22 protein-coding genes are annotated in these 19923 nt (G+C 45.9%); 17 read left to right on the top strand and 5 right to left on the bottom strand.

Annotation, left to right across the window (positions count from 1 at the left end; genetic code table 11):
• Positions 1-26 precede the first annotated feature (26 nt).
• Genes ICN27_RS05675 through ICN27_RS05665 form a run of 3 tightly spaced genes read right to left on the bottom strand, consistent with a single transcriptional unit; the run spans position 27 to position 2834 of the window.
• Complete coding sequence (locus tag ICN27_RS05675; RefSeq protein ID WP_215307284.1) at positions 27-881, bottom strand: 3-hydroxybutyryl-CoA dehydrogenase; 855 nt, start codon at positions 879-881, stop codon at positions 27-29.
• Position 882: 1 nt separating this feature from the next.
• Positions 883-1611, bottom strand: a complete 729-nt coding sequence (locus tag ICN27_RS05670; protein ID WP_216269700.1) for a glutathione binding-like protein — start codon at positions 1609-1611, stop codon at positions 883-885.
• A gap of 20 nt (positions 1612-1631) precedes the next feature.
• Positions 1632-2834 carry a methionine aminotransferase gene (locus ICN27_RS05665; protein ID WP_216269325.1) on the bottom strand — a complete coding sequence of 401 codons (1203 nt, stop codon included), beginning with the start codon at positions 2832-2834 and terminating at the stop codon, positions 1632-1634.
• A 68-nt stretch (positions 2835-2902) separates the two neighbouring features.
• On the opposite strand from ICN27_RS05665, the gene yaaA reads away from it, so the two are divergent.
• Both yaaA and ICN27_RS05655 read left to right on the top strand, forming a co-directional pair.
• On the top strand, positions 2903-3679 hold the full coding sequence (yaaA, locus tag ICN27_RS05660; protein ID WP_216269324.1) for a peroxide stress protein YaaA: 777 nt from the start codon (positions 2903-2905) through the stop codon (positions 3677-3679).
• 11 nt (positions 3680-3690) lie between these two features.
• Complete coding sequence (locus ICN27_RS05655) at positions 3691-4902, top strand: DUF2863 family protein (RefSeq protein ID WP_216269323.1); 1212 nt, start codon at positions 3691-3693, stop codon at positions 4900-4902.
• Between the two features lie 84 nt (positions 4903-4986).
• On the opposite strand, the gene ICN27_RS05650 is transcribed toward ICN27_RS05655, so the two are convergent.
• Positions 4987-5361 carry a hypothetical protein gene (locus tag ICN27_RS05650; RefSeq protein ID WP_215307276.1) on the bottom strand — a complete coding sequence of 125 codons (375 nt, stop codon included), beginning with the start codon at positions 5359-5361 and terminating at the stop codon, positions 4987-4989.
• Between the two features lie 12 nt (positions 5362-5373).
• Entirely contained in the window at positions 5374-6363 is a 990-nt protein-coding gene (locus ICN27_RS05645) for a malate dehydrogenase (RefSeq protein WP_216269322.1), read from the bottom strand.
• Positions 6364-6511: 148 nt separating this feature from the next.
• On the opposite strand from ICN27_RS05645, the gene ICN27_RS05640 reads away from it, so the two are divergent.
• From ICN27_RS05640 to ICN27_RS05570, 15 genes are all read left to right on the top strand, one after another.
• Positions 6512-7249: a GntR family transcriptional regulator gene (locus tag ICN27_RS05640; RefSeq protein WP_216269321.1), complete on the top strand. Its 738-nt coding sequence runs from the start codon at positions 6512-6514 to the stop codon at positions 7247-7249.
• A 141-nt stretch (positions 7250-7390) separates the two neighbouring features.
• Positions 7391-7810 (top strand): succinate dehydrogenase, cytochrome b556 subunit, encoded by a 420-nt coding sequence (gene sdhC / locus ICN27_RS05635; RefSeq protein WP_215307270.1) that lies wholly within the window; start codon positions 7391-7393, stop codon positions 7808-7810.
• 24 nt (positions 7811-7834) lie between these two features.
• Positions 7835-8200, top strand: a complete 366-nt coding sequence (gene sdhD / locus ICN27_RS05630; RefSeq protein WP_215304178.1) for a succinate dehydrogenase, hydrophobic membrane anchor protein — start codon at positions 7835-7837, stop codon at positions 8198-8200.
• A 4-nt stretch (positions 8201-8204) separates the two neighbouring features.
• On the top strand, positions 8205-9983 hold the full coding sequence (gene sdhA / locus ICN27_RS05625; protein WP_216269320.1) for a succinate dehydrogenase flavoprotein subunit: 1779 nt from the start codon (positions 8205-8207) through the stop codon (positions 9981-9983).
• A 17-nt stretch (positions 9984-10000) separates the two neighbouring features.
• The gene (locus tag ICN27_RS05620) at positions 10001-10705 is read left to right on the top strand and encodes a succinate dehydrogenase iron-sulfur subunit (protein WP_216269319.1); all 705 of its coding nucleotides are present in this window, start codon (positions 10001-10003) and stop codon (positions 10703-10705) included.
• Positions 10702-10971: a succinate dehydrogenase assembly factor 2 gene (locus ICN27_RS05615; protein WP_216269318.1), complete on the top strand. Its 270-nt coding sequence runs from the start codon at positions 10702-10704 to the stop codon at positions 10969-10971. The genes ICN27_RS05620 and ICN27_RS05615 overlap by 4 nt, the downstream gene beginning before the upstream one ends.
• An 82-nt stretch (positions 10972-11053) precedes the next feature.
• Entirely contained in the window at positions 11054-12367 is a 1314-nt protein-coding gene (gltA, locus tag ICN27_RS05610) for a citrate synthase (RefSeq protein ID WP_215307262.1), read from the top strand.
• Positions 12368-12387: 20 nt separating this feature from the next.
• Entirely contained in the window at positions 12388-13797 is a 1410-nt protein-coding gene (gene leuC, locus ICN27_RS05605) for a 3-isopropylmalate dehydratase large subunit (RefSeq protein ID WP_215307260.1), read from the top strand.
• A gap of 33 nt (positions 13798-13830) precedes the next feature.
• Positions 13831-14016, top strand: a complete 186-nt coding sequence (locus tag ICN27_RS05600; protein ID WP_215307258.1) for a hypothetical protein — start codon at positions 13831-13833, stop codon at positions 14014-14016.
• A gap of 28 nt (positions 14017-14044) precedes the next feature.
• On the top strand, positions 14045-14692 hold the full coding sequence (gene leuD / locus ICN27_RS05595; RefSeq protein ID WP_215307256.1) for a 3-isopropylmalate dehydratase small subunit: 648 nt from the start codon (positions 14045-14047) through the stop codon (positions 14690-14692).
• 24 nt (positions 14693-14716) lie between these two features.
• On the top strand, positions 14717-15793 hold the full coding sequence (leuB, locus tag ICN27_RS05590) for a 3-isopropylmalate dehydrogenase (RefSeq protein ID WP_216269317.1): 1077 nt from the start codon (positions 14717-14719) through the stop codon (positions 15791-15793).
• Between the two features lie 50 nt (positions 15794-15843).
• On the top strand, positions 15844-17007 hold the full coding sequence (gene asd, locus ICN27_RS05585) for an aspartate-semialdehyde dehydrogenase (protein WP_216269316.1): 1164 nt from the start codon (positions 15844-15846) through the stop codon (positions 17005-17007).
• Positions 17000-18373 carry a FimV/HubP family polar landmark protein gene (locus ICN27_RS05580; RefSeq protein WP_216269315.1) on the top strand — a complete coding sequence of 458 codons (1374 nt, stop codon included), beginning with the start codon at positions 17000-17002 and terminating at the stop codon, positions 18371-18373. Before asd ends, ICN27_RS05580 begins: the two co-directional genes overlap by 8 nt.
• Positions 18374-18378: 5 nt before the next feature.
• Entirely contained in the window at positions 18379-19206 is an 828-nt protein-coding gene (truA, locus tag ICN27_RS05575; RefSeq protein WP_216269314.1) for a tRNA pseudouridine(38-40) synthase TruA, read from the top strand.
• A 40-nt stretch (positions 19207-19246) separates the two neighbouring features.
• Positions 19247-19921: a phosphoribosylanthranilate isomerase gene (locus tag ICN27_RS05570; protein ID WP_216269313.1), complete on the top strand. Its 675-nt coding sequence runs from the start codon at positions 19247-19249 to the stop codon at positions 19919-19921.
• The last annotated feature ends 2 nt before the right edge of the window (positions 19922-19923 follow it).

Below are 19923 nucleotides of genomic sequence, written 5' to 3'. Positions count from 1 at the left end.
TGTAGGGTGAATGGTGAATTGCAAAATCATTGATCGTAGGTATAGACGCCACGTCCGGACTTGCGACCGAGGTAGCCAGCGGCAACCATTTCGCGCAGCAGTGGGCAAGGGCGATACTTAGAGTCGCTGAAGTTCTCAAAATAGACTTCCATAACAGCTAAGCATGTGTCCAGACCAATTAAGTCGGCTAAAGCGAGTGGACCAATCGGTTGATTGCAGCCTAATTTCATGCCGGCATCTATATCTTCGGGGCTAGCAAGGCCCTCGTGCAGAACAAAGAAAGCTTCATTAATCATTGGCAGCAAAATACGGTTCACCACAAAGCCGGGAGAGTTCTTCACGGTGATGGGCTCTTTACCAATTCGTTTCGCCATTTCAATAATGGCCGCGTGGGTGGTGTCTGAGGTTTGCAAGCCTCGAATCACCTCAACTAATGCCATCATCGGTGGCGGATTGAAAAAGTGCATGCCAATAAAACGGCCCGGATTCGAATCTAAGGCGGCAAGCTTAGTGATGGAGAGTGAAGAGGTATTGGTGGCAATGATGGTTTCTTTGCCGACGATCTCATCAACCTGCTTTAGGATTTTTTCTTTAATAGCTTGGTTCTCAGTAGCAGCCTCAATGACTAGTTGAAGTCCCTTGAATTCAGAGTAGGAGGTTCCACCCTTGATGCGTTTGAGTGCGGCATCTTTATCTTCATGGGTGAGCGTTTCTTTTTTTACCAAGCGATCTAAGCTTTTGCTAATTTGGTTTAAGCCGCGCTCAACGGCAGCATCGCTGATATCAACCATGACGACATCAAGACCGGCAACTGCGCAAACCTGCGCAATACCATTGCCCATCGTACCCGCCCCAATGACCCCGACCGATTGAATCTTCATGCTAGTTCCTTTTTTGATACTGTGATGAACCAAATAATTGTTCTCTTGCCTTGTCATCGTGCAAGGGCTTGCGTAATGCAGTTAACACTTCAACGCCACGCTTAACGGCAGGGCGTTCACCAATCATTTCAAACCAACGCTTGAAATGAGGATATTCGTTGATATCAATACCTTGGTTCTTCCAATTACGCGTCCAAGGAAAAATAGCAATATCTGCAATGGAGTAAGTTTTCCCGGCAATGTAAGCATTATCTTTCAGTTGGTGATCTATGACTCCATACAAGCGCTTAGCTTCATTGGTGTAGCGATTAATTGCGTAATCAATTTTCTCCGGAGCATAGATTCGAAAATGGTGGTTTTGTCCTAAAAGGGGGCCCAAACCCCCCATTTGGAACATGAGCCATTGCAACACCTCATATTTGCCCCGGGTAGATTTGGGTAAAAACTTTCCCGTTTTGGCGGCTAGGTATAGCAAGATTGCACCAGATTCAAATAAATGTATAGGCTTGCCGTCGGGCCCATTAGGATCGGTGATAGCTGGAATCTTGTTATTTGGGCTGACCGCCAAGAATTCTTTCTTAAACTGATCGCCAGCTCCAATATCAATTGGATGGGCAAACCAGTCTTTACCTAACTTATAGCCACACTCCTCGAGCATGATGTGAACTTTGTGACCATTTGGTGTTGGCCAACTGTAAACATCAATGAAGTCTTTAATCGGTTTGTTTATCGCCACAATGAATTCCTTTTCTATAGGGTTTGTAAACGCTCTAATGCGTTTGAAAGCGTCTTTTCTTCTTTAGCAAAACAAAAACGGATGACGCCTGACTCTACTGGCTGCGCATAAAAAGCAGAGACCGGTATAGCTGCCACGCCAATCTCGGTGGTTAGCCAAGAGCAAAAATCTGCTTCACTGAATTTGGCTTGGGGGATACCCAGCTTGGTGTAATTAACGCACTGAAAATAGCTTGCTGGCGCTGGCAATAGTTGGAACTTGGTTTGCTGTAAACCTTGTCTAAAGTAATCTCGCTTGGCTTGATAAAAAGCTGGTAATCCTAGGTAGTGATCTGGGCTCTTGAGATACTCTGCAAGACCGTATTGCATTGGCGTATTTACTGTAAACACGTTGAACTGGTGCACCTTACGAAACTCTTTCATCATCGCTACAGGCGCCGCTACATAGCCTATCTTCCAGCCGGTGACATGATAAGTTTTGCCAAAACTCGATATCAGAAAACTGCGCTCTGCTAATTCAGGGTGACTTGCAATACTGATATGTTGATGGCCATCAAATACCATGTGCTCGTAGACCTCGTCGCTTAAGATCAGCGCATTCGTATTTCTGACTAAATTTGCTAGGCGCTCCAGATCAGATTTCTGCCACACCATGCCGGTTGGATTGTGTGGTGTATTGATTATGACGAGTCGCGTTTTTGTGTTGATTGCTTTTGTTAGATCGTCCCAGGGTATTGAATAAGAACTCACCATTCCTTGATCATCGCGATTGGCAGTCAACGATACGGCAACAGTTTTGCCTCCCGCCAGATCAATTGATGGGCGATAGCTATCGTAGGCAGGTTCAATGATGACAACTTCATCGCCAGGGCTCACACAGCACAAAATAGCCGTCATGATTCCTTGGGTACCGCCGGCAGTAATGGTGATCTCTGTATCGGAATCGTACTCATGACCATATAGAGTCGATATTTTTTGTGACACACCCTGGCGTAATTCTGTAATCCCCACCATAGGCGGATATTGATTGTGATCAGCCAGCATTGCCGCATGAACCGCGGATATGAGCTTTCGGTCGCAGGGAAAATCCGGAAAACCTTGCCCTAAGTTAATAGCTTGATGCTCTGCAGCGAGGGCTGACATGATCGTAAACACAGTTGTGCCCACCTTAGGTAGGCGACTTGGAAAGTCTGGGCTTAGGGCGAGGTTTTGGTCCATGCAGGCGGTTTAGGGCAAATAAGAGAGGTAGTCGCTAGAATGGTAGAAATTCATCTTCAAATTGTGCCATGTTGATCGTCCTTTCACCCGCAAAATCCCTAGATTACAAAACCCCAGTCAAGGTCAAGGCTTCAACCTTGCCAGAGTTTGTCTCGGAATCAGCCAAGTTGATAGCTGATCTAAAGAAGCTCTCGCCTCAGGAGGTCGCTGATCTGATGGGTCTCTCGGATCAGTTGGCCGCATTAAATGTGGGCCGTTATCGCGATTGGTCTAAGAAATTTACGGATGCCAACAGCAAGCCGGCTATTTATGCTTTTGATGGCGACGTCTATGACGGATTTGATGTCAAGACGCTAAATGCTAAAGCCATGGATTTTGCGCAAGATCATGTCCGTATCTTGTCAGGCTTGTATGGCGCTCTTCGCCCCCTGGATTTAATGCAGCCTTACCGCCTCGAGATGGGCACTGCCTTTAAGAATCCCCGAGGCAAAGATCTATACGCTTTTTGGGGTGAACGTGTCACTGACTCGCTAAAGAAGCTGTTGGAGCAGCAAAAGAAGCCCGTGCTTCTCAATTTAGCCTCTGAAGAATATTTCAAGGTATTACAAGCCAAAAACCTAGATTGCCCTGTGATTTCTCCGGTATTTCAAGATGGTAAGGATGGTAAGTACAAAATCATCTCCTTCTATGCCAAGCGAGCTAGGGGATTGATGGCCCGCTATGTTGTTGAAAACCGGATCACCGATCCAGTAGATTTGAAGGGTTTCAATTTGGATGGTTATAAATATGTTGCCTCCGAATCTAAGCCGGAAAAACCGTTATTTAGACGCCCTGAAAGAAAGTAGGAGAGTGCACCATGGCTGTTCATCGCACTAAATCCTCGCAACGCGCTTCTCCAGATGTTGAGCGCCTCGTAGCAGATGCTATTTCTTTGGCGGCTTCTGGTAGTCATATTGAAGACCAATATTGGGAGGAGCGCTTAAATGTTCGCTTAATGCGCCTGCTCAAAAGTCAGAATCAAAATGTGATCGATGCTTCCTTGGATCAAACATTTCGCATTAATACGCTAGCTTTCGAGGTCCTTGCTGATTGTGCTGAGACACTGGCTGAATCCTTGGTGATGGAGCATGAGGGTCAGAGCTGGGATGTGCTGCTATTGGCTTTGCCAATTATTGCCCATACCCGCTATCAGATTCCCTCTGGTGCATTACCGGTGAATGTGATTGAATCTAGTGCCGCTGCATTACACGGCTCAATAGCTTCTACGGACACACGCTTAGCGATTGTTCCCTGGCTTTACAGCATTGATCAAATGCCGCACTCCCATTGTCAAACGCGTTTGCTAACCGAGGCTTTAGCATCAGCCGCCATCACCGCTAGTGAAGTTAAGTTAGAGTTGCGCGATATGTCAGAGACCATTGCGGTTTTAGCTGATCCACGCTTTATCATCGCCGCCGTTGCTGCTCCCTCTGGAATGCCGCTATTCCGTTGGCAAGCTGAGGTGCCAACACGTCAAGAGCGTGGTGTGAGTTTAATTGGTTGGCAAAATGCGATGCAAGAACCTATTGCCGCACTCTTACCGGGTTGCGAGTTTGAGCTTTTATTACCAGAAGCGTATTTCACTAACTGTCGATTGGCAGATAAACAAGTGCGTCCACTGAGCATTCGAGCTGCTGTGAATTTTCTGGAGAGTACTCTCGGAGTGATGCCTGCTGGATTGTCCTGCGTAGTCGGGGCTTTTGGTGAGGACCAGGCTGATGAGTATCGAATTTCATTCAGTTTAAAAGGCTCTGCTGAAGTTGTGTACGGAGTGATTTGGCCCTTGTATGATCGCGAGAGTGTTGCCAATGATGCACTGAATGATTTATCAGATGACGAAAGTCCAATGAAGCGAATTGCAGATGCGCTTCGTAATGCAGGTGTCGAAGATGTTTTTCGTCATGCCATGCTCTTTGACCCAGAGCTTTGTGATGACTGCGGAGCGCCACTCTTTCCAGACCGATCTGGTGATGCTGTGCATGCTGAGTTGCCAGATGATGCACCGACTCAGCAACCCTTGTTTCATTAAGCAAACTCAGTCATCTTTAAAACTGAAAGATACAAAAGAAAAAAGCCGAGAATGTCTCGGCTTTTTTACTATGAAGCATTGCTTTTAGTTCTGTACAAATGGCTCTGAATTCGCAAACAAGTGCGGAAGCTTGCCAGTTTTCATTTCTGCTGTTTGGCAAAAATCAGCAAGGCGAGTTCCGGATTTGATATTGAACAGCATTGCCTTGTTACCCAGTACGACAAGATCGTGTCCGGTAGTAGCATTTTTATAACGCAAGCTTCCCGGTAGGGAATTTTCGCGCTTCAAGTCAAACGTTTTAGATTCCCAAGTCAGGCGAACCGTTTCAGTTGTTCCGGAAGTTTTGAATTGCTTACTTTCGCTACAAGTCCAAGTGGATACTTCTTCGCTAGCAGCAGCTGGGGCGGATCCTAAAAGGGCGGCTACAACTAAGCTAGCGATGAGAAGGGTTTGCTTCATGTGTATAAATCCTTAAGAGAGAAGATGCTTAACGCCAGCTTGCTCTTCAAGCAATTCGTTGAGCGTGTGATTCATGCGTTCGCGAGAGAACTCATCAATTTCTAAACCTTCAACCATCTTGTATTCGCCATTCTCGCAAACTACTGGATAGCCGTAGATTACTTCAGCAGGAATACCGTACTCGCCTTTAGATGGAATACCCATGGTGACCCACTTGCCATTGGTACCGAGAACCCAATCGCGCACATGATCAATTGCGGCATTAGCTGCAGATGCTGCAGAAGACAGGCCACGCGCTTCAATAATGGCGGCGCCACGTTTACCTACAGTAGGGATGAATGTATCTTTATTCCATGCTGCATCCTTGATGCTGTCTTTTACAGACTTGCCATTGATGGTCGCAAAGCGATAGTCTGGGTACATGGTCGGGCTATGGTTACCCCAAACCACCAATTTCTCGATATCAGCAACAGGCTTATTCAGTTTGCTAGCCAATTGTGAGAGCGCGCGGTTGTGATCTAGGCGGAGCATTGCCGTGAAATTCTTCGCAGGAATATCTGGTGCTGATTTCATGGCGATATAGGCGTTCGTATTTGCTGGATTGCCAACTACTAATACTTTGACTGTTTTCTTGGCTACAGCATTCAATGCCTTGCCTTGCGCTGTGAAAATCTGCGCATTGGCTGAGAGCAAATCTTTGCGCTCCATGCCGGGGCCACGTGGACGTGCGCCAACCAACAAAGCTACATCGATATCTTTAAATGCTGTCATTGGGTCAGAGTGAGCTGTCATGCCTGCCAACAATGGGAAAGCACAGTCTTCAAGCTCCATCATGACGCCAGTAAGGGCCTTTTGAGCTTTTTCGTCTGGAATCTCTAGTAACTGAAGGATGACTGGCTGATCTTTGCCCAATAAGTCGCCATTGGCGATACGAAAGAGGAGGGAATATCCGATTTGACCGGCTGCACCGGTGACTGCAACACGCATTGGGGCTTTTGCCATTACTAATAACTCCAGTTGAGGTTAATTAACTATTTTTTCTATTATCCATTCAAGTGTATGGACTTTCCATTTACACTGTCAATCATGTCTTATATAAGATATGAGATAAGTCTCAATTTTATCCAACATAAGTTGTCCTGGAGCTAATTTGTCCCTTATATCCGAACCAATTGCCTCATTTAGCCCGCTCTATGAGCAAATTAAAGCCATGATTCTGGCGAGTTTGCAGGCCTCCGAATGGTTGCCTGGTGATGCAATCCCCAGCGAGATGGAGCTTGCAGCGCGATATGCAGTGAGCCAAGGGACTGTTCGCAAGGCTATTGATGAATTAGCTGCCCAAAACTTGCTAATACGTCGTCAGGGTAAGGGCACCTTTGTGGCAACCCACCAAGAGGAAGACTTCCAATATCGCTTTTTGCGTTTAGAGCCTGATTCTGGTGAGAAGTTACACTTGAAAAACCAGTTTTTAGCCTGTGAAAACATCCAGTCAGATCCCCATATTGCTCAGTTGCTGAAGTTAAAGCCAGGTGATTCGATTATTCGGATCGACCGAGTACAAAGCTCTGGAGGTCGACCAATCGTTTTTGAAGAAATATGGCTGCCAGAGGCCCGCTTTAAGGGCTTAAATCTGGAGATGCTCAATGCTTGGTCTGGCCCAATGTATGCCTTTTATGAGTGTGAATATGCCACCCATATGGTTAGGGCGGAGGAAAAAATCAAGGCCATCCTGGCGAGCCCAGAGCTTGCAAAATACCTACAAGTTGCCGAAGGCGCCGCCTTACTTTCTGTCGAACGTGTGGCTTTCACCTACGGGAATAAACCAGTAGAAATTCGGCACGCAAGATATGACACTAATGGGCAGCATTACGACAATAAATTGAACTAGGTAGTACACTCAAAATCAGTAAAAACCAGTTTTTAACCCCTTTAAACGCTAAAAAGTCCCCACCATCCCTAGGTTTCTAATAGAATATGTTGCAACACAACAAAACCACACTGAACCTCCACCGAAAGATTGAGATTACCCATGGTTGACGCACAGCAAAATGTAAAAAAAGATAGACCTGTTTACCGTAACATTGGTCTTGCTCAGTTAATCAAGTACCGCCTTCCTTGGGCTGGGAAAGTTTCTATTCTTCACCGCATCAGTGGGGCAGCACTGTTCTTGATGTTGCCGTTCTTGCTTTATCTCTTAGATCAAAGCTTGGCTTCTGAGATGAGTTATCAAACCTTTCAGGCAATTACCGGTCATCCGCTTGTAAAAATCATCCTTCTTGGATTAATTTGGTCCTTTTTGCACCATTTCTGTGCCGGAATCCGCTACCTATTGTTGGATTTGGAAATTGGCGTTGAAAAGGCTGATGCCAATCGCTCTGCAATCTTTGTGTTTTTCTTAGGTCTTGCTCTAACTGCGATTGTTGGCCTCAAACTTTTTGGCTTGTATTAAGCACTTCTTCATTAAGGAAATCGAATGCCTATTTATCAAATTGGACCCAAGCGCTTAGTTGTTGGCGCCCATTACGGCCTCAAAGAGTGGATCATTCAGCGAGCCACGGCCATTGTGATGGTAGTTTTTACGATCGTGTTGTTAGTGGATTACTGCATCACTGGTAGTGCAACTTATGAAGGTTGGGCCGCCTTGTTTAGTAACCAGTTCATGAAACTGTTGACACTGTTATTTTTCATCAGCTTGTTCTATCACGCTTGGATTGGCATTCGTGATATCTGGATGGATTACATCAAGCCTGTCAGCATTCGTCTAACACTCCAAGTGTTAACTGTTTTGTATCTCGTAGCCTGTGCGGCCTATGCCGTACAAATTTTGTGGAAAGTGTAATTCAATGACCGCGATTAAAAAAGTGTTACCACGCCGTCGCTTCGACGCGGTAATTATCGGTGCAGGTGGTTCGGGCATGCGTGCTTCTTTGCAGTTAGCAGAAGCTGGCTTGAATGTTGCGGTATTAACTAAGGTTTTCCCAACACGTTCACATACCGTTGCTGCCCAGGGTGGTATTGGTGCCTCCCTCGGCAACATGAGTGAAGACAACTGGCACTATCATTTTTACGACACGATCAAAGGTTCGGACTGGTTAGGCGACCAAGATGTGATCGAGTTTATGTGTCGCGAAGCTCCAAAAGTTGTCTATGAACTTGAACACTTCGGTATGCCTTTTGACCGCAATCCAGACGGCACGATTTATCAGCGTCCCTTTGGTGGGCATACAGCCAATTATGGTGAGAAACCGGTTCAGCGTGCGTGCGCTGCTGCTGACCGAACTGGTCATGCCATGTTGCATACCTTGTACCAACGAAACGTTCGTGCAAAAACCAATTTCTTCGTTGAGTGGTTAGCTCTTGACCTCATTCGTGATGACGCTGGTGATGTCGTTGGGGTAACTGCGCTCGAAATGGAAACGGGCCAAGTTTATATTTTAGAAACCAAAGTAGTCATGATGGCTACAGGCGGTGCTGGTCGTATTTGGGATGCATCGACAAATGCATTTATTAATACTGGCGACGGTATGGGTCTTGCAGCACGTGCGGGCATTCCATTAGAAGACATGGAGTTCTGGCAATTCCATCCAACTGGCGTAGCCGGTGCAGGCGTGTTGTTGACCGAAGGTTGTCGTGGTGAAGGCGGCATCTTGCGTAATAAAGATGGCGAACGCTTTATGGAGCGTTATGCACCTACCTATAAAGACTTAGCGCCACGCGATTTTGTATCGCGCTGCATGGATCAGGAAATTAAAGAAGGGCGCGGTTGTGGCCCGAATGGCGATTACGTGGTCCTCGACTTAACGCATATTGGTGCTGAGACCATCATGAAGCGTTTGCCTTCAGTTTATGAAATCGGCATCAATTTTGCTAACGTTGACGTTACTAAAGAGCCGATTCCAGTTGTACCAACCATCCACTATCAGATGGGTGGTATTCCTACCAACATTCATGGTCAAGTTGTTGTGCCAGCGAATGGCAAACATAATGAAATCGTTAATGGTCTCTATGCCATTGGTGAGTGCTCTTGCGTATCGGTTCACGGTGCAAACCGTTTGGGCACGAACTCATTACTCGACTTATTAGTATTCGGTCGTGCAGCGGGTAACCATATTGTTGCCATGGATCTTAAGAGGCGTGAATTCAAACCATTGCCTGCAAATGCTGGCGAGCAAACTTTGGCTCGCATTGCTGCTCTGGATAACTCGACTTCTGGTGAGTATGCGCAAGACGTTGCAAACGATATTCGTAAAACGATGCAGAAGTATGCTGGCGTATTCCGTAATCAAGAGTTGATGGACGAGGGTGTTCGTCAAATGGCCAAGCTCACTGAGCGCGCTAAGCACTTATGGCTGAAAGATAAATCAGAGATTTTTAATACAGCACGTATCGAAGCCTTAGAAGTTGCTAACTTAATTGAAGCTGCAAATGCAACCATGATCTCTGCTGCCGCGCGTACTGAAAGTCGTGGCGCGCATTCACATGATGATCATCAACATCGTGATGATGACAACTGGATGAAGCACACACTTTGGTATAGCGAAGGTAATCGATTGGATTACAAGCCGGTGATTTTGAAGCCATTGACTGTTGAGTCTTTCCCTCCTAAAGAACGTACTTTCTAAGCGAAGAGAAATTAAAAATGAGTGATATTCGTATATTTGAAATTTACCGCTACGATCCAGATGTCGATGCAGCGCCGCGTATGGAGCGCTATGAGCTTGAATTAACTGGCGAGCGTATGTTGTTGGATGCCTTGATTTCTCTAAAGAAGCAAGATGAAAGCATTTCCTATCGTCGCTCATGTCGTGAGGGTGTTTGTGGCTCAGATGCAATGAACATTAATGGTAAGAATGGATTGGCTTGCTTAACTAATATGTTGACCTTGCCCAAAGTCATTACATTACGTCCATTGCCTGGTTTGCCAGTCGTGCGTGACTTGATCGTCGATATGACTTTGTTCTTCAAGCAGTACTTGTCCATCAAGCCTTACTTGGTAAATGACAATCCATTTCCAGAAAAAGAGCGTCTCCAGAGTCCTGAAGAGCGTGAAGAGTTGAATGGCTTATATGAATGCATTTTATGTGCCTCATGTTCAACCTCATGCCCATCTTTCTGGTGGAATCCAGATAAGTTTGTTGGCCCAGCTGGTTTGCTTCAAGCATATCGCTTTATTGCAGATAGCCGAGATGAAGATACAGCACAGCGCTTAGACAACTTGGAAGACCCATACCGCTTGTTCCGTTGTCATACCATCATGAACTGTGTAGACGTTTGTCCTAAGCATTTAAATCCTACCAAGGCAATTGGCAAGATTAAGGAATTAATGGTTCGTAGGGCAGTATGACCCTCGGTAATGCAGAGTTATATCGTTTAAAGAGTGATGCCCGCAGGGGTTTACTTGAAAATGATCTTATTCTGCAGCGTTTTTTTGAGCGCTATAGCTCTCAATTGAGCGTGGAGGATGGAAAGGTATTGAGTCAGTTACTAGCTTTAGAAGACAATGACTTGATGGACCTATTGATTGGTCGCAAGGATTCTGTGGTGGGATTGGAAAAAGAGTCTCAAGATGAGTCTTTTAAGGCAGTTTTACAAAAGCTGAGACAGAAATAATTCAGCATGGTGTTGCAGTTGTAGTTTAGATGCGTGATCACATAATGTAGTAATCATCAATTTGAATGACTAAGGATTAGAAATGATTGAATCGGACATCAAGGCAAAATTATCGTTTTCGGACGGCACACCAGATATCGACTTGCCAATATACAAAGGCACAGTGGGTCCTGATGTAATTGATATTCGTAAACTGTACGGTCAAACCGGCAAGTTCACTTACGATTCAGGTTTTTTATCAACAGCCTCTTGTAATAGCAAAATTACCTATATCGATGGTGATAAAGGTGAGTTGCTCTATCGCGGCTACCCAATTGAAGATCTTGCTCACAACTGCGATTTCTTGGAAGTTTGTTATCTACTCATTAATGGTGAGCTGCCAAATGCTACCGAGAAAAAAGATTTCGAGAATTTGGTCATGCATCACACGATGGTTCATGAGCAAATGCAATTCTTCTTGCGCGGTTTCCGTCGTGATGCGCACCCAATGTCTGTATTAACTGGCTTAGTTGGTGCGATGGCAGCTTTTTACCATGACGCCATTGATTACAGTCAGCCTAAGGCACGCGAAATTGCGCAGATTCGTCTAATTGCCAAGATGCCAACCTTGGTTGCAATGTCTTATAAATACTCTGTAGGGCAGCCATTCATCTATCCAGATAACTCTTTGTCTTACACAGCCAACTTTATGCGCATGATGTTTGCAACACCCTGCGAAGAGTACAAAGTAAATCCAGTATTGGTACGCGCTTTGGATCGCATCTTTACTCTACATGCTGACCATGAGCAAAATGCCTCAACTTCAACAGTGCGTTTGTGTGGCTCCTCTGGTACCAATCCATTTGCTGCTATCTCTGCAGGTATTGCTTGTCTCTGGGGTCCTGCTCACGGTGGAGCAAACGAAGCTTGCTTAGAGATGCTCAATGAAATACAGGCTAGTGGTGGTGTAGATAAGATTCATGAGTTTATTGCTCAAGTTAAGGATAAGAACTCCAGTGTTCGCTTGATGGGCTTTGGTCATCGTGTATACAAAAACTTCGATCCACGTGCAAAACTGATGCGTGAAACTTGCCATGAAGTATTAAAAGAATTGGGTCTAGAGAATGACCCATTATTCAAGCTAGCAATGACTCTTGAGAAGATTGCATTGGAAGATGAATATTTTGTCAGCCGCAAGCTCTATCCAAACGTAGATTTCTACTCTGGAATCGTACAGCGCGCTTTGGGTATCCCAACTGAAATGTTTACCTGTGTATTTGCTTTGGCGAGAACGGTTGGCTGGATTGCTCAGTGGGAAGAAATGATCACTGATCCTGAATACAAGATTGGTCGTCCACGTCAGTTATACGTTGGAGAAACTTCGCGCAAAGTTCCCAATATTTCTGTCCGCAAATAAAAAAGTTCTCGAGGGTATTCATGTCACGCACGCTTTACGACAAATTGTGGGATGACCATGTCGTCTATTCTGAGGAAGATGGCACGGCCACGATTTATATAGATCGTCAGTTATTGCATGAAGTAACAAGCCCTCAGGCTTTTGAGGGGCTTAACTTAGCTGGCCGTCCAGTGTGGCGAATCTCTGCCAATTTGGCTGTTTCTGATCACAATGTTCCAACGACGGATCGCTCTGAGGGGATTTCTGACCCTATATCCAAGTTGCAAGTAGATACGCTAGATCAAAACTGCGATGCCTTTGGTATTACGCAATACAAAATGAACGATACCCGTCAAGGGATTGTTCATGTCATTGGACCAGAGCAAGGCGCAACCTTGCCGGGTATGACTGTGGTCTGTGGTGATTCACATACTAGTACGCATGGTGCCTTTGGCGCACTAGCTTTTGGCATTGGTACATCTGAAGTTGAGCATGTACTAGCTACCCAAACTTTGCTGATGAAAAAAAGCAAGAATATGTTGGTGAGGGTGGATGGACGCCTCCAGCCCGGTTCTACTGCGAAAGATATTGTGCTCGCAGTCATTGGCAAGATTGGTACAGCAGGCGGAACTGGCTACACCATCGAGTTTGCAGGTGAAGCAATTCGTAGCTTGTCCATGGAAGGTCGTATGACAATCTGCAACATGGCAATTGAAGCAGGTGCACGCGCTGGATTGGTAGCAGTTGATGAAACCACGATCGAATATATTCAAGGTAGGCCTTACGCCCCCAAAGGCGAGGCTTTACGTCATGCTTTGCAATACTGGCGCACCCTACATTCTGATTTAGATGCGCAGTTTGATGCTGTGGTTGAACTGCGTGCAGAAGAAATTGCTCCTCAAGTGACTTGGGGGACTTCGCCAGAAATGGTTTTGGCTATCAGTGATCGCGTTCCAGATCCTGAAAAAGAGCGCGATGGAAATAAGCGTTCCGCAATGGAGCGTGCGCTTGAATATATGGGTCTCGTGCCTAATACACCATTAGGCAATATCTCTATTGATAAAGTATTTATCGGATCTTGCACTAATAGCCGTATCGAAGATATTCGTGCTGCCGCTAAGGTGGTTGATCGTCTAGGCAAGAAGGTGGCTGCTAATGTGAAGTTAGCACTAGTTGTTCCCGGTTCTGGATTGGTAAAAGCCCAAGCTGAGCGTGAAGGTTTGGATCGTGTTTTTAAAGCAGCTGGCTTTGAGTGGCGTGAGCCCGGTTGCTCTATGTGCTTGGCAATGAATGCTGATCGGCTTGAGCCTGGTGAACGTTGTGCATCCACTTCAAATCGCAACTTTGAAGGTCGTCAAGGTAATGGCGGAAGAACGCACTTGGTGAGCCCAGCGATGGCTGCTGCCGCTGCGATTGAAGGTCATTTTGTTGATGTTCGTAAGATTTCTTAAGGAGTTACAGTGTTTAAATGGTCTTCTTTCACAATGATTAAAAAATTGACGATAGTTGCTGCCATCGGCATCATCCTATCTGCTTGCGCAAACACAATGGAAGGTGTTGGTAAAGATCTTCAAACTATGGGTAACTCTATGGGCGGAAGCAAAAATTCCAACACATCCAATCAGTCCCAAACTCAAGGGAAAGATGTTGTTGTGACCCCGGTGAAGTAAGTTCACAAAAAACATCAGACAAATCACTATGGAAAAATTTACGGTATACAAAGGCTTGGTAGCTCCGCTTAATCGCGAAAATGTAGATACCGATGCCATCATCCCCAAGCAGTTCTTAAAATCCATTAAGAAAACGGGGTTTGGCCAGAATTTGTTTGATGAGTGGCGTTATCTCGATCATGGTGAGCCTGGTCAAGACTGCAGTACGCGTCCAATTAATCCAGATTTTGTTTTAAATCAGCCGCGCTATAAAGATGCCGGTATTTTGCTAGCCCGTAAGAACTTTGGCTGCGGCAGCTCCCGTGAGCATGCACCTTGGGCATTAGATCAGTATGGCTTCAGAGCGGTCATTGCACCTAGTTTTGCGGATATCTTTTACAACAATTGCTTCAAAAATGGCCTTTTACCGATTGCCCTCTCAGAGTTGCAGGTAGACCATTTATTCAATGAGACCCTGGCTTTTAGTGGCTATCAGCTCACAATCGACCTAGAGGCTCAGCAAGTCATCTCCCCTGATGGAACCGCTTACAGCTTTGATGTGGCGCCATTCAGGAAGCATTGCCTACTAAACGGCTTAGACGATATTGGCTTAACCCTGCAACATGCAGATAAAATCAAGGCCTACGAAGCTGAGCGCATTCTCAAGATGCCTTGGCTTGCTACACAACTGCCGTAGTTTTATAGAGTTAAAGGCCTTTTCATGAAAATTGCAGTCCTACCGGGCGATGGTATCGGCCCGGAAATCGTTGCTGAAGCCGTTAAGGTATTAAATACGCTCGGCCCTCAGTTTGATCTGGAGACAGCGCCTGTCGGGGGTGCTGCTTATGATATTGCTGGACATCCATTGCCGCCTGCAACTCTTGAACTTGCTAAAAAAGCAGATGCTATTTTGTTTGGTGCTGTGGGCGACTGGAAATATGACGCCTTGGCTCGCGAACTTCGTCCAGAACAAGCCATCTTGGGCTTACGCAAGCATCTTGAGCTCTTCGCTAATTTTAGACCTGCTATTTGCTATGACGAGCTAACGGCCGCATCAAGCTTGAAGTCTGAAATTGTTAGTGGCCTGGATATATTGATTATTCGCGAACTGAATGGCGATATCTACTTTGGTCAGCCACGCGGAATTCGTAGCTCTGAATTGCCCCTATTTAAGGGTGCGCGCGAAGGTTTCGACATGATGCATTACAGCGAGCCTGAAGTGGAGCGTATTGGTCGTGTAGCTTTTGAAGCAGCTCGTAAACGCGGTAAAAAGGTATGTAGCGTGGATAAGGCTAATGTCTTGGAGACCTCACAGTTGTGGCGTGATGTCATGATTCGTGTTGGCAAAGACTATCCAGATGTTGAGTTAACGCATATGTATGTCGATAACGCCGCCATGCAATTAGTGAAGGCGCCCAAGGCATTTGATGTGGTGGTGACTGGTAACTTGTTTGGCGACATTCTCTCGGATGAAGCTTCGATGTTGACTGGCTCAATTGGTATGCTGCCATCCGCTTCATTAGATAAAAACAATAAAGGCTTGTACGAGCCAAGTCACGGCTCAGCACCTGATATCGCGGGCAAGGGTATCGCTAATCCACTGGCAACGATTCTTTCTGCTGCCATGATGTTGCGTTACTCTTTGGGTTTGCCTGCCCAAGCGGATCGTATTGAGGCAGCAGTCCAACAGGTTTTGTCTCAAGGTTTACGTACCGCTGATATCTACACCGAAGGTACAAAGAAAGTTTCTACCGTTGAAATGGGTAATGCTGTTGTTGCCGCTCTTTCAAAATCATAATTACTTACACCCGTAAATATTTCAACACACTGAATACATAGTTGATCATCATGTCAAATACAAAAACTCCCTTAGTAGGCTTAGTTGGCTGGCGCGGTATGGTTGGTAGCGTTCTTATGGAGAGAATGCTGGCTGAAAAAGATTTTGACCTGATCGAACCTGTATTTTTTAGCACTAGTCAGGCCGGTGGTGAAGTGCCGCTCTTAAATGGACTAAAAGTGACTAAGAGTGAGAATACTTTGCTGGATGCGAATGACATCAAGGCACTTTCGCGTTGCGACATTATTTTGACTTGTCAGGGTGGTGACTACACCAATGCGATTTTTCCACAACTGCGTGCCGCTGGTTGGCAGGGTCACTGGATTGATGCTGCGAGTGCCTTACGCATGAAGGATGATGCGGTATTAATTTTGGATCCTGTGAATCGTCCGGTAATTGATAAGGCGCTGGCTGCTGGTGGAAAGAACTGGATTGGTAGTAACTGCACAGTCAGTTTGATGATGATGGCGATGGGTGGCCTTGTTAAGGCTGATATGGTCGAGTGGATTAGCGCCATGACCTACCAGGCGGCTTCAGGTGCTGGCGCCCAGAATATGCGCGAACTGTTGTTGCAAATGGGTGCATTGCGCGATAGCGTAGCTACTGAATTAGCTGACCCTTCTTCTTGGATTCTGGATATTGATCGCAAAATCACCGAGACATTACGTTCACCTGATTTTCCAAAGAAAAACTTCCGCAATACTCCTTTAGCGGGCAGTCTCATTCCTTGGATTGATGTTCCAGTCGAGAACGGTCAAACAAAAGAAGAGTGGAAGGGCGGAGCTGAATTTAATAAGATCTTAGGTCGACCTGCGTTTAGAACTCCGGGCAGTATTCCCATTGATGGTTTATGTGTCCGTGTTGGCGCTATGCGCTGCCACTCACAAGGTCTCACCGTGAAACTCAAAAAAGATATTCCGCTTAAAGAGATTGAGGCAATATTGGCCAATGACAATCAATGGGTCAAGGTGATTCCAAATGATCGCGAGACTACCGAGCGTGAATTATCTCCGGCAGCTGTTAGCGGTACATTGACAGTGCCTATTGGACGATTGCATAAGATGGCAATGGGCCCTGAATATCTTGGTGCTTTTACTGTAGGCGATCAACTTTTGTGGGGTGCAGCCGAGCCCTTACGTCGAATGTTAAAAATTCTATTGGATAGCAATGCCTAATATTCAGATGCTGAAATTTCTCTTTGCTAGTCTTATTGGTATTGCACTATCGACTAGTGTCTTCGCCGTTACATTGGGCAAGGCGAATTTGGTATCTAATCCCGGCGAAAGTCTTCGAATTGAGGTGCCCATTGAGTTGGCTCCAGATGAGCAAGCTCTTTTAACAACTTTATCAGCCTCAATACCATCTGCAAGCGCTTATGAGCGCCTCGGCATTTCACCTAAAATTTTGGACTTCAATACCCAAGTCATGGTCTATCGAGCAAAGGATGAGCGCTTGATGGTTTTGGTTGAAACGGTGAAAGCCGTGCCGATCTCTGAGGATATCTTTGTAGACTTATTGCTCACCTTAAATTGGTCAACAGGCTCAATCACTCGAATATATACATTTTTGAATGGGACTATTCCAAAGTTTATTGTAGAGCCTGGACAAACGCTGTCTTCGATTGCATCACAGATGGATTCAGGCTCACCAGAATTCTCGATCGACCAGAAAATGATGGCTTTATATCAAGCCAATCCAGATGCATTTGCAGGCGGCAATATTAATCGTTTGCGGGCTGGTTCTGAGCTCTTGATTCCTGATCCAGCCACAGTACAGGCGATTGATTCAAAGCTTGCTAAGGATTTTGTAGACTCGGCAGCGCAACAATGGGTTGAGAAAAAGAGTGACCAAGCTAGCGTAGAAGTTAGTGTGGATGATGTTGTCAATTCTGCAAATCGTTTAAAGATCGGCTCTAGTGGAGACCGGGATGCAGATGCTAAGCGCATTACTGAAGAAATAGTGGCCCAAGAAAAGGCCCTTGAACAAACTAATGCTAGAGCTCAAGAGTTAGAGAAGAATATTGCAGACTTAAAAAAATTATTAGCTGAATCTCAAGGTGCCGCAGAGGTGCTTGATTCTGGAAAGAGTGGGTTTAACGCAAAGGCTGTTTTTCTTGGCTTGCTTGCTTTTGTTTTAGTTACGGCTGTTTTGATTTGGTTCTTTATCAGTCATTCGCGTAAAAATCCTTCCCCTCATATTCATGCTCGTGACTACACGTCAGAACACGAGCAAGTGCAATCCACAGCGCACGATCACCCTACTAGTGATCATGCTCATCATGAGGGTATCTCGGATAAAGCTAAGGCATTATTCGGAAGTATTAATCTGGATTTGCCTGTTACCAAGCCTGCCACATCAGATCTGACGCCTGATGAGCTTAGAGTTAGATTAAATCTAGCCCGCGCCTACATCACTATTGAAGATTTTTCAGCCGCGAAGAAATCACTTGAAGAGATTGTCCGTATTGGCGCATCAATTGACCCGGAAATTGTGGTTGAAGCGCGAGGTGTTTTAGCTGAGCTTTCACATAGTAATAGCTAAACTGAATGCGCATTGCCCTCGGACTTCAGTATGACGGTAGCGCTTTTTCTGGTTGGCAGACCCAGGTAAATCAGCCTACCATTCAAGCTGAGTTGGAGAAAGCTATTACCTCGTTTGTTGGTAATGAGGCCCAGTACTCTCATCCTATTCGCGTTATTACTGCTGGTCGAACAGATGCCGGTGTTCATGCATTGGGTCAAGTTGTTCACTTTGATGTCGAAGTTGAGCGAGATAACTGGTCGTGGGTGAGGGGGGTTAATGCATTCCTGCCAGAATCTATTGTGATCAATTGGGCTCAGCCAGTTTCGGATGCATTTAGCGCTCGCTATTCCGCTCATGAGCGAACTTATGTTTATGCATTACATGCTGGGCCTTGCCGCTCACCTATGGCTGCCGATCGTGCTGGTTATGTGATGCTTCCAGCTGATCGCTGGTTTGATATTCACGCGATGAGATTGGCGTCTGAATGTTTGATTGGTGAACATGACTTCACCTCTTTTCGTTCCTCAGAATGTCAAAGCAAGACTCCAGTGAAGACTATGTATTCCATCGAAATCTTCTCGAATGAACCATGGCTGTATTTCAGGATCAAAGGGAATGCCTTCTTGCATCACATGGTTCGCAATTTAGTAGGGAGCTTCATCCAAATTGGTATAGGCAAGCAATCAGCCAATTGGATGGCTGAGGTTTTGGCAGCAAAAGATCGTAGTGTTGCAGCCCCTACTTTTTCACCTGCAGGCCTCTATTTAGCACAAATTGTCTACCCAGAAGAATTTAATATCCCAAAACCATGGCTTTCGAATTCTTGGTTGCCTAAGGCGATTTTCGTCTAAATGTGCCTTTAATAGCTCAAGACCCTTATCATTTCCCCATATGGGCTTAATAACAAACTCTCCAGGCCGAACTAGGGTCAAAATCTGCGGTCTCAAAACACCAGGCGACGTTGATGCTGCGATTACCTCTGGTGTTGATGCGCTTGGCTTCGTGTTTTACCCTCCTAGTCCTAGAGCCGTTACTCCAAATATTGCTGCCACATTGATTTCTAGGCTTCCAGCAGGGGTTGATGCTGTGGGATTGGTCGTCAATGCTACCGATGCTGAATTTCAGGCTATTAGGGCCGCTGCCCCGATTACTTTGTGGCAGTTTCATGGGGATGAGTCACCAGAGGAATGCCATCGCCTAGCTGCAGGTCAGCCATGGATGAAGGCTGCACGTGTTGGAGCAGGCTTCGCGTTTGATGATTTTTCCCTACAATATAGGCAAGCAAATGCTCTTTTGCTCGATGCACTCGTTGAGGGCTATGGAGGAGGGGGCATTCCTTTTGATTGGTCAGGAATTCCACAAGCATGGATAAGCGCAAACGCGCCTCGGGTCGTTTTGAGTGGTGGATTGAACGTTCACAACGTGGGCGAAGCTATTGCTCGTCTACACCCTTGCGCGGTTGACGTCTCTAGCGGCGTAGAAATCAGCAAAGGTGTAAAAGACCACGCCTTGATGAAAGAGTTTATCGAGGCAGTGCGTGCGGCAGACGCAAGCACGCCAACCTAATC

The organism is Polynucleobacter sp. Nonnen-W13, from assembly GCF_018881735.1.
Lineage (GTDB): Bacteria > Pseudomonadota > Gammaproteobacteria > Burkholderiales > Burkholderiaceae > Polynucleobacter.
This window is presented reverse-complemented; position numbering and strand designations above follow the sequence as displayed.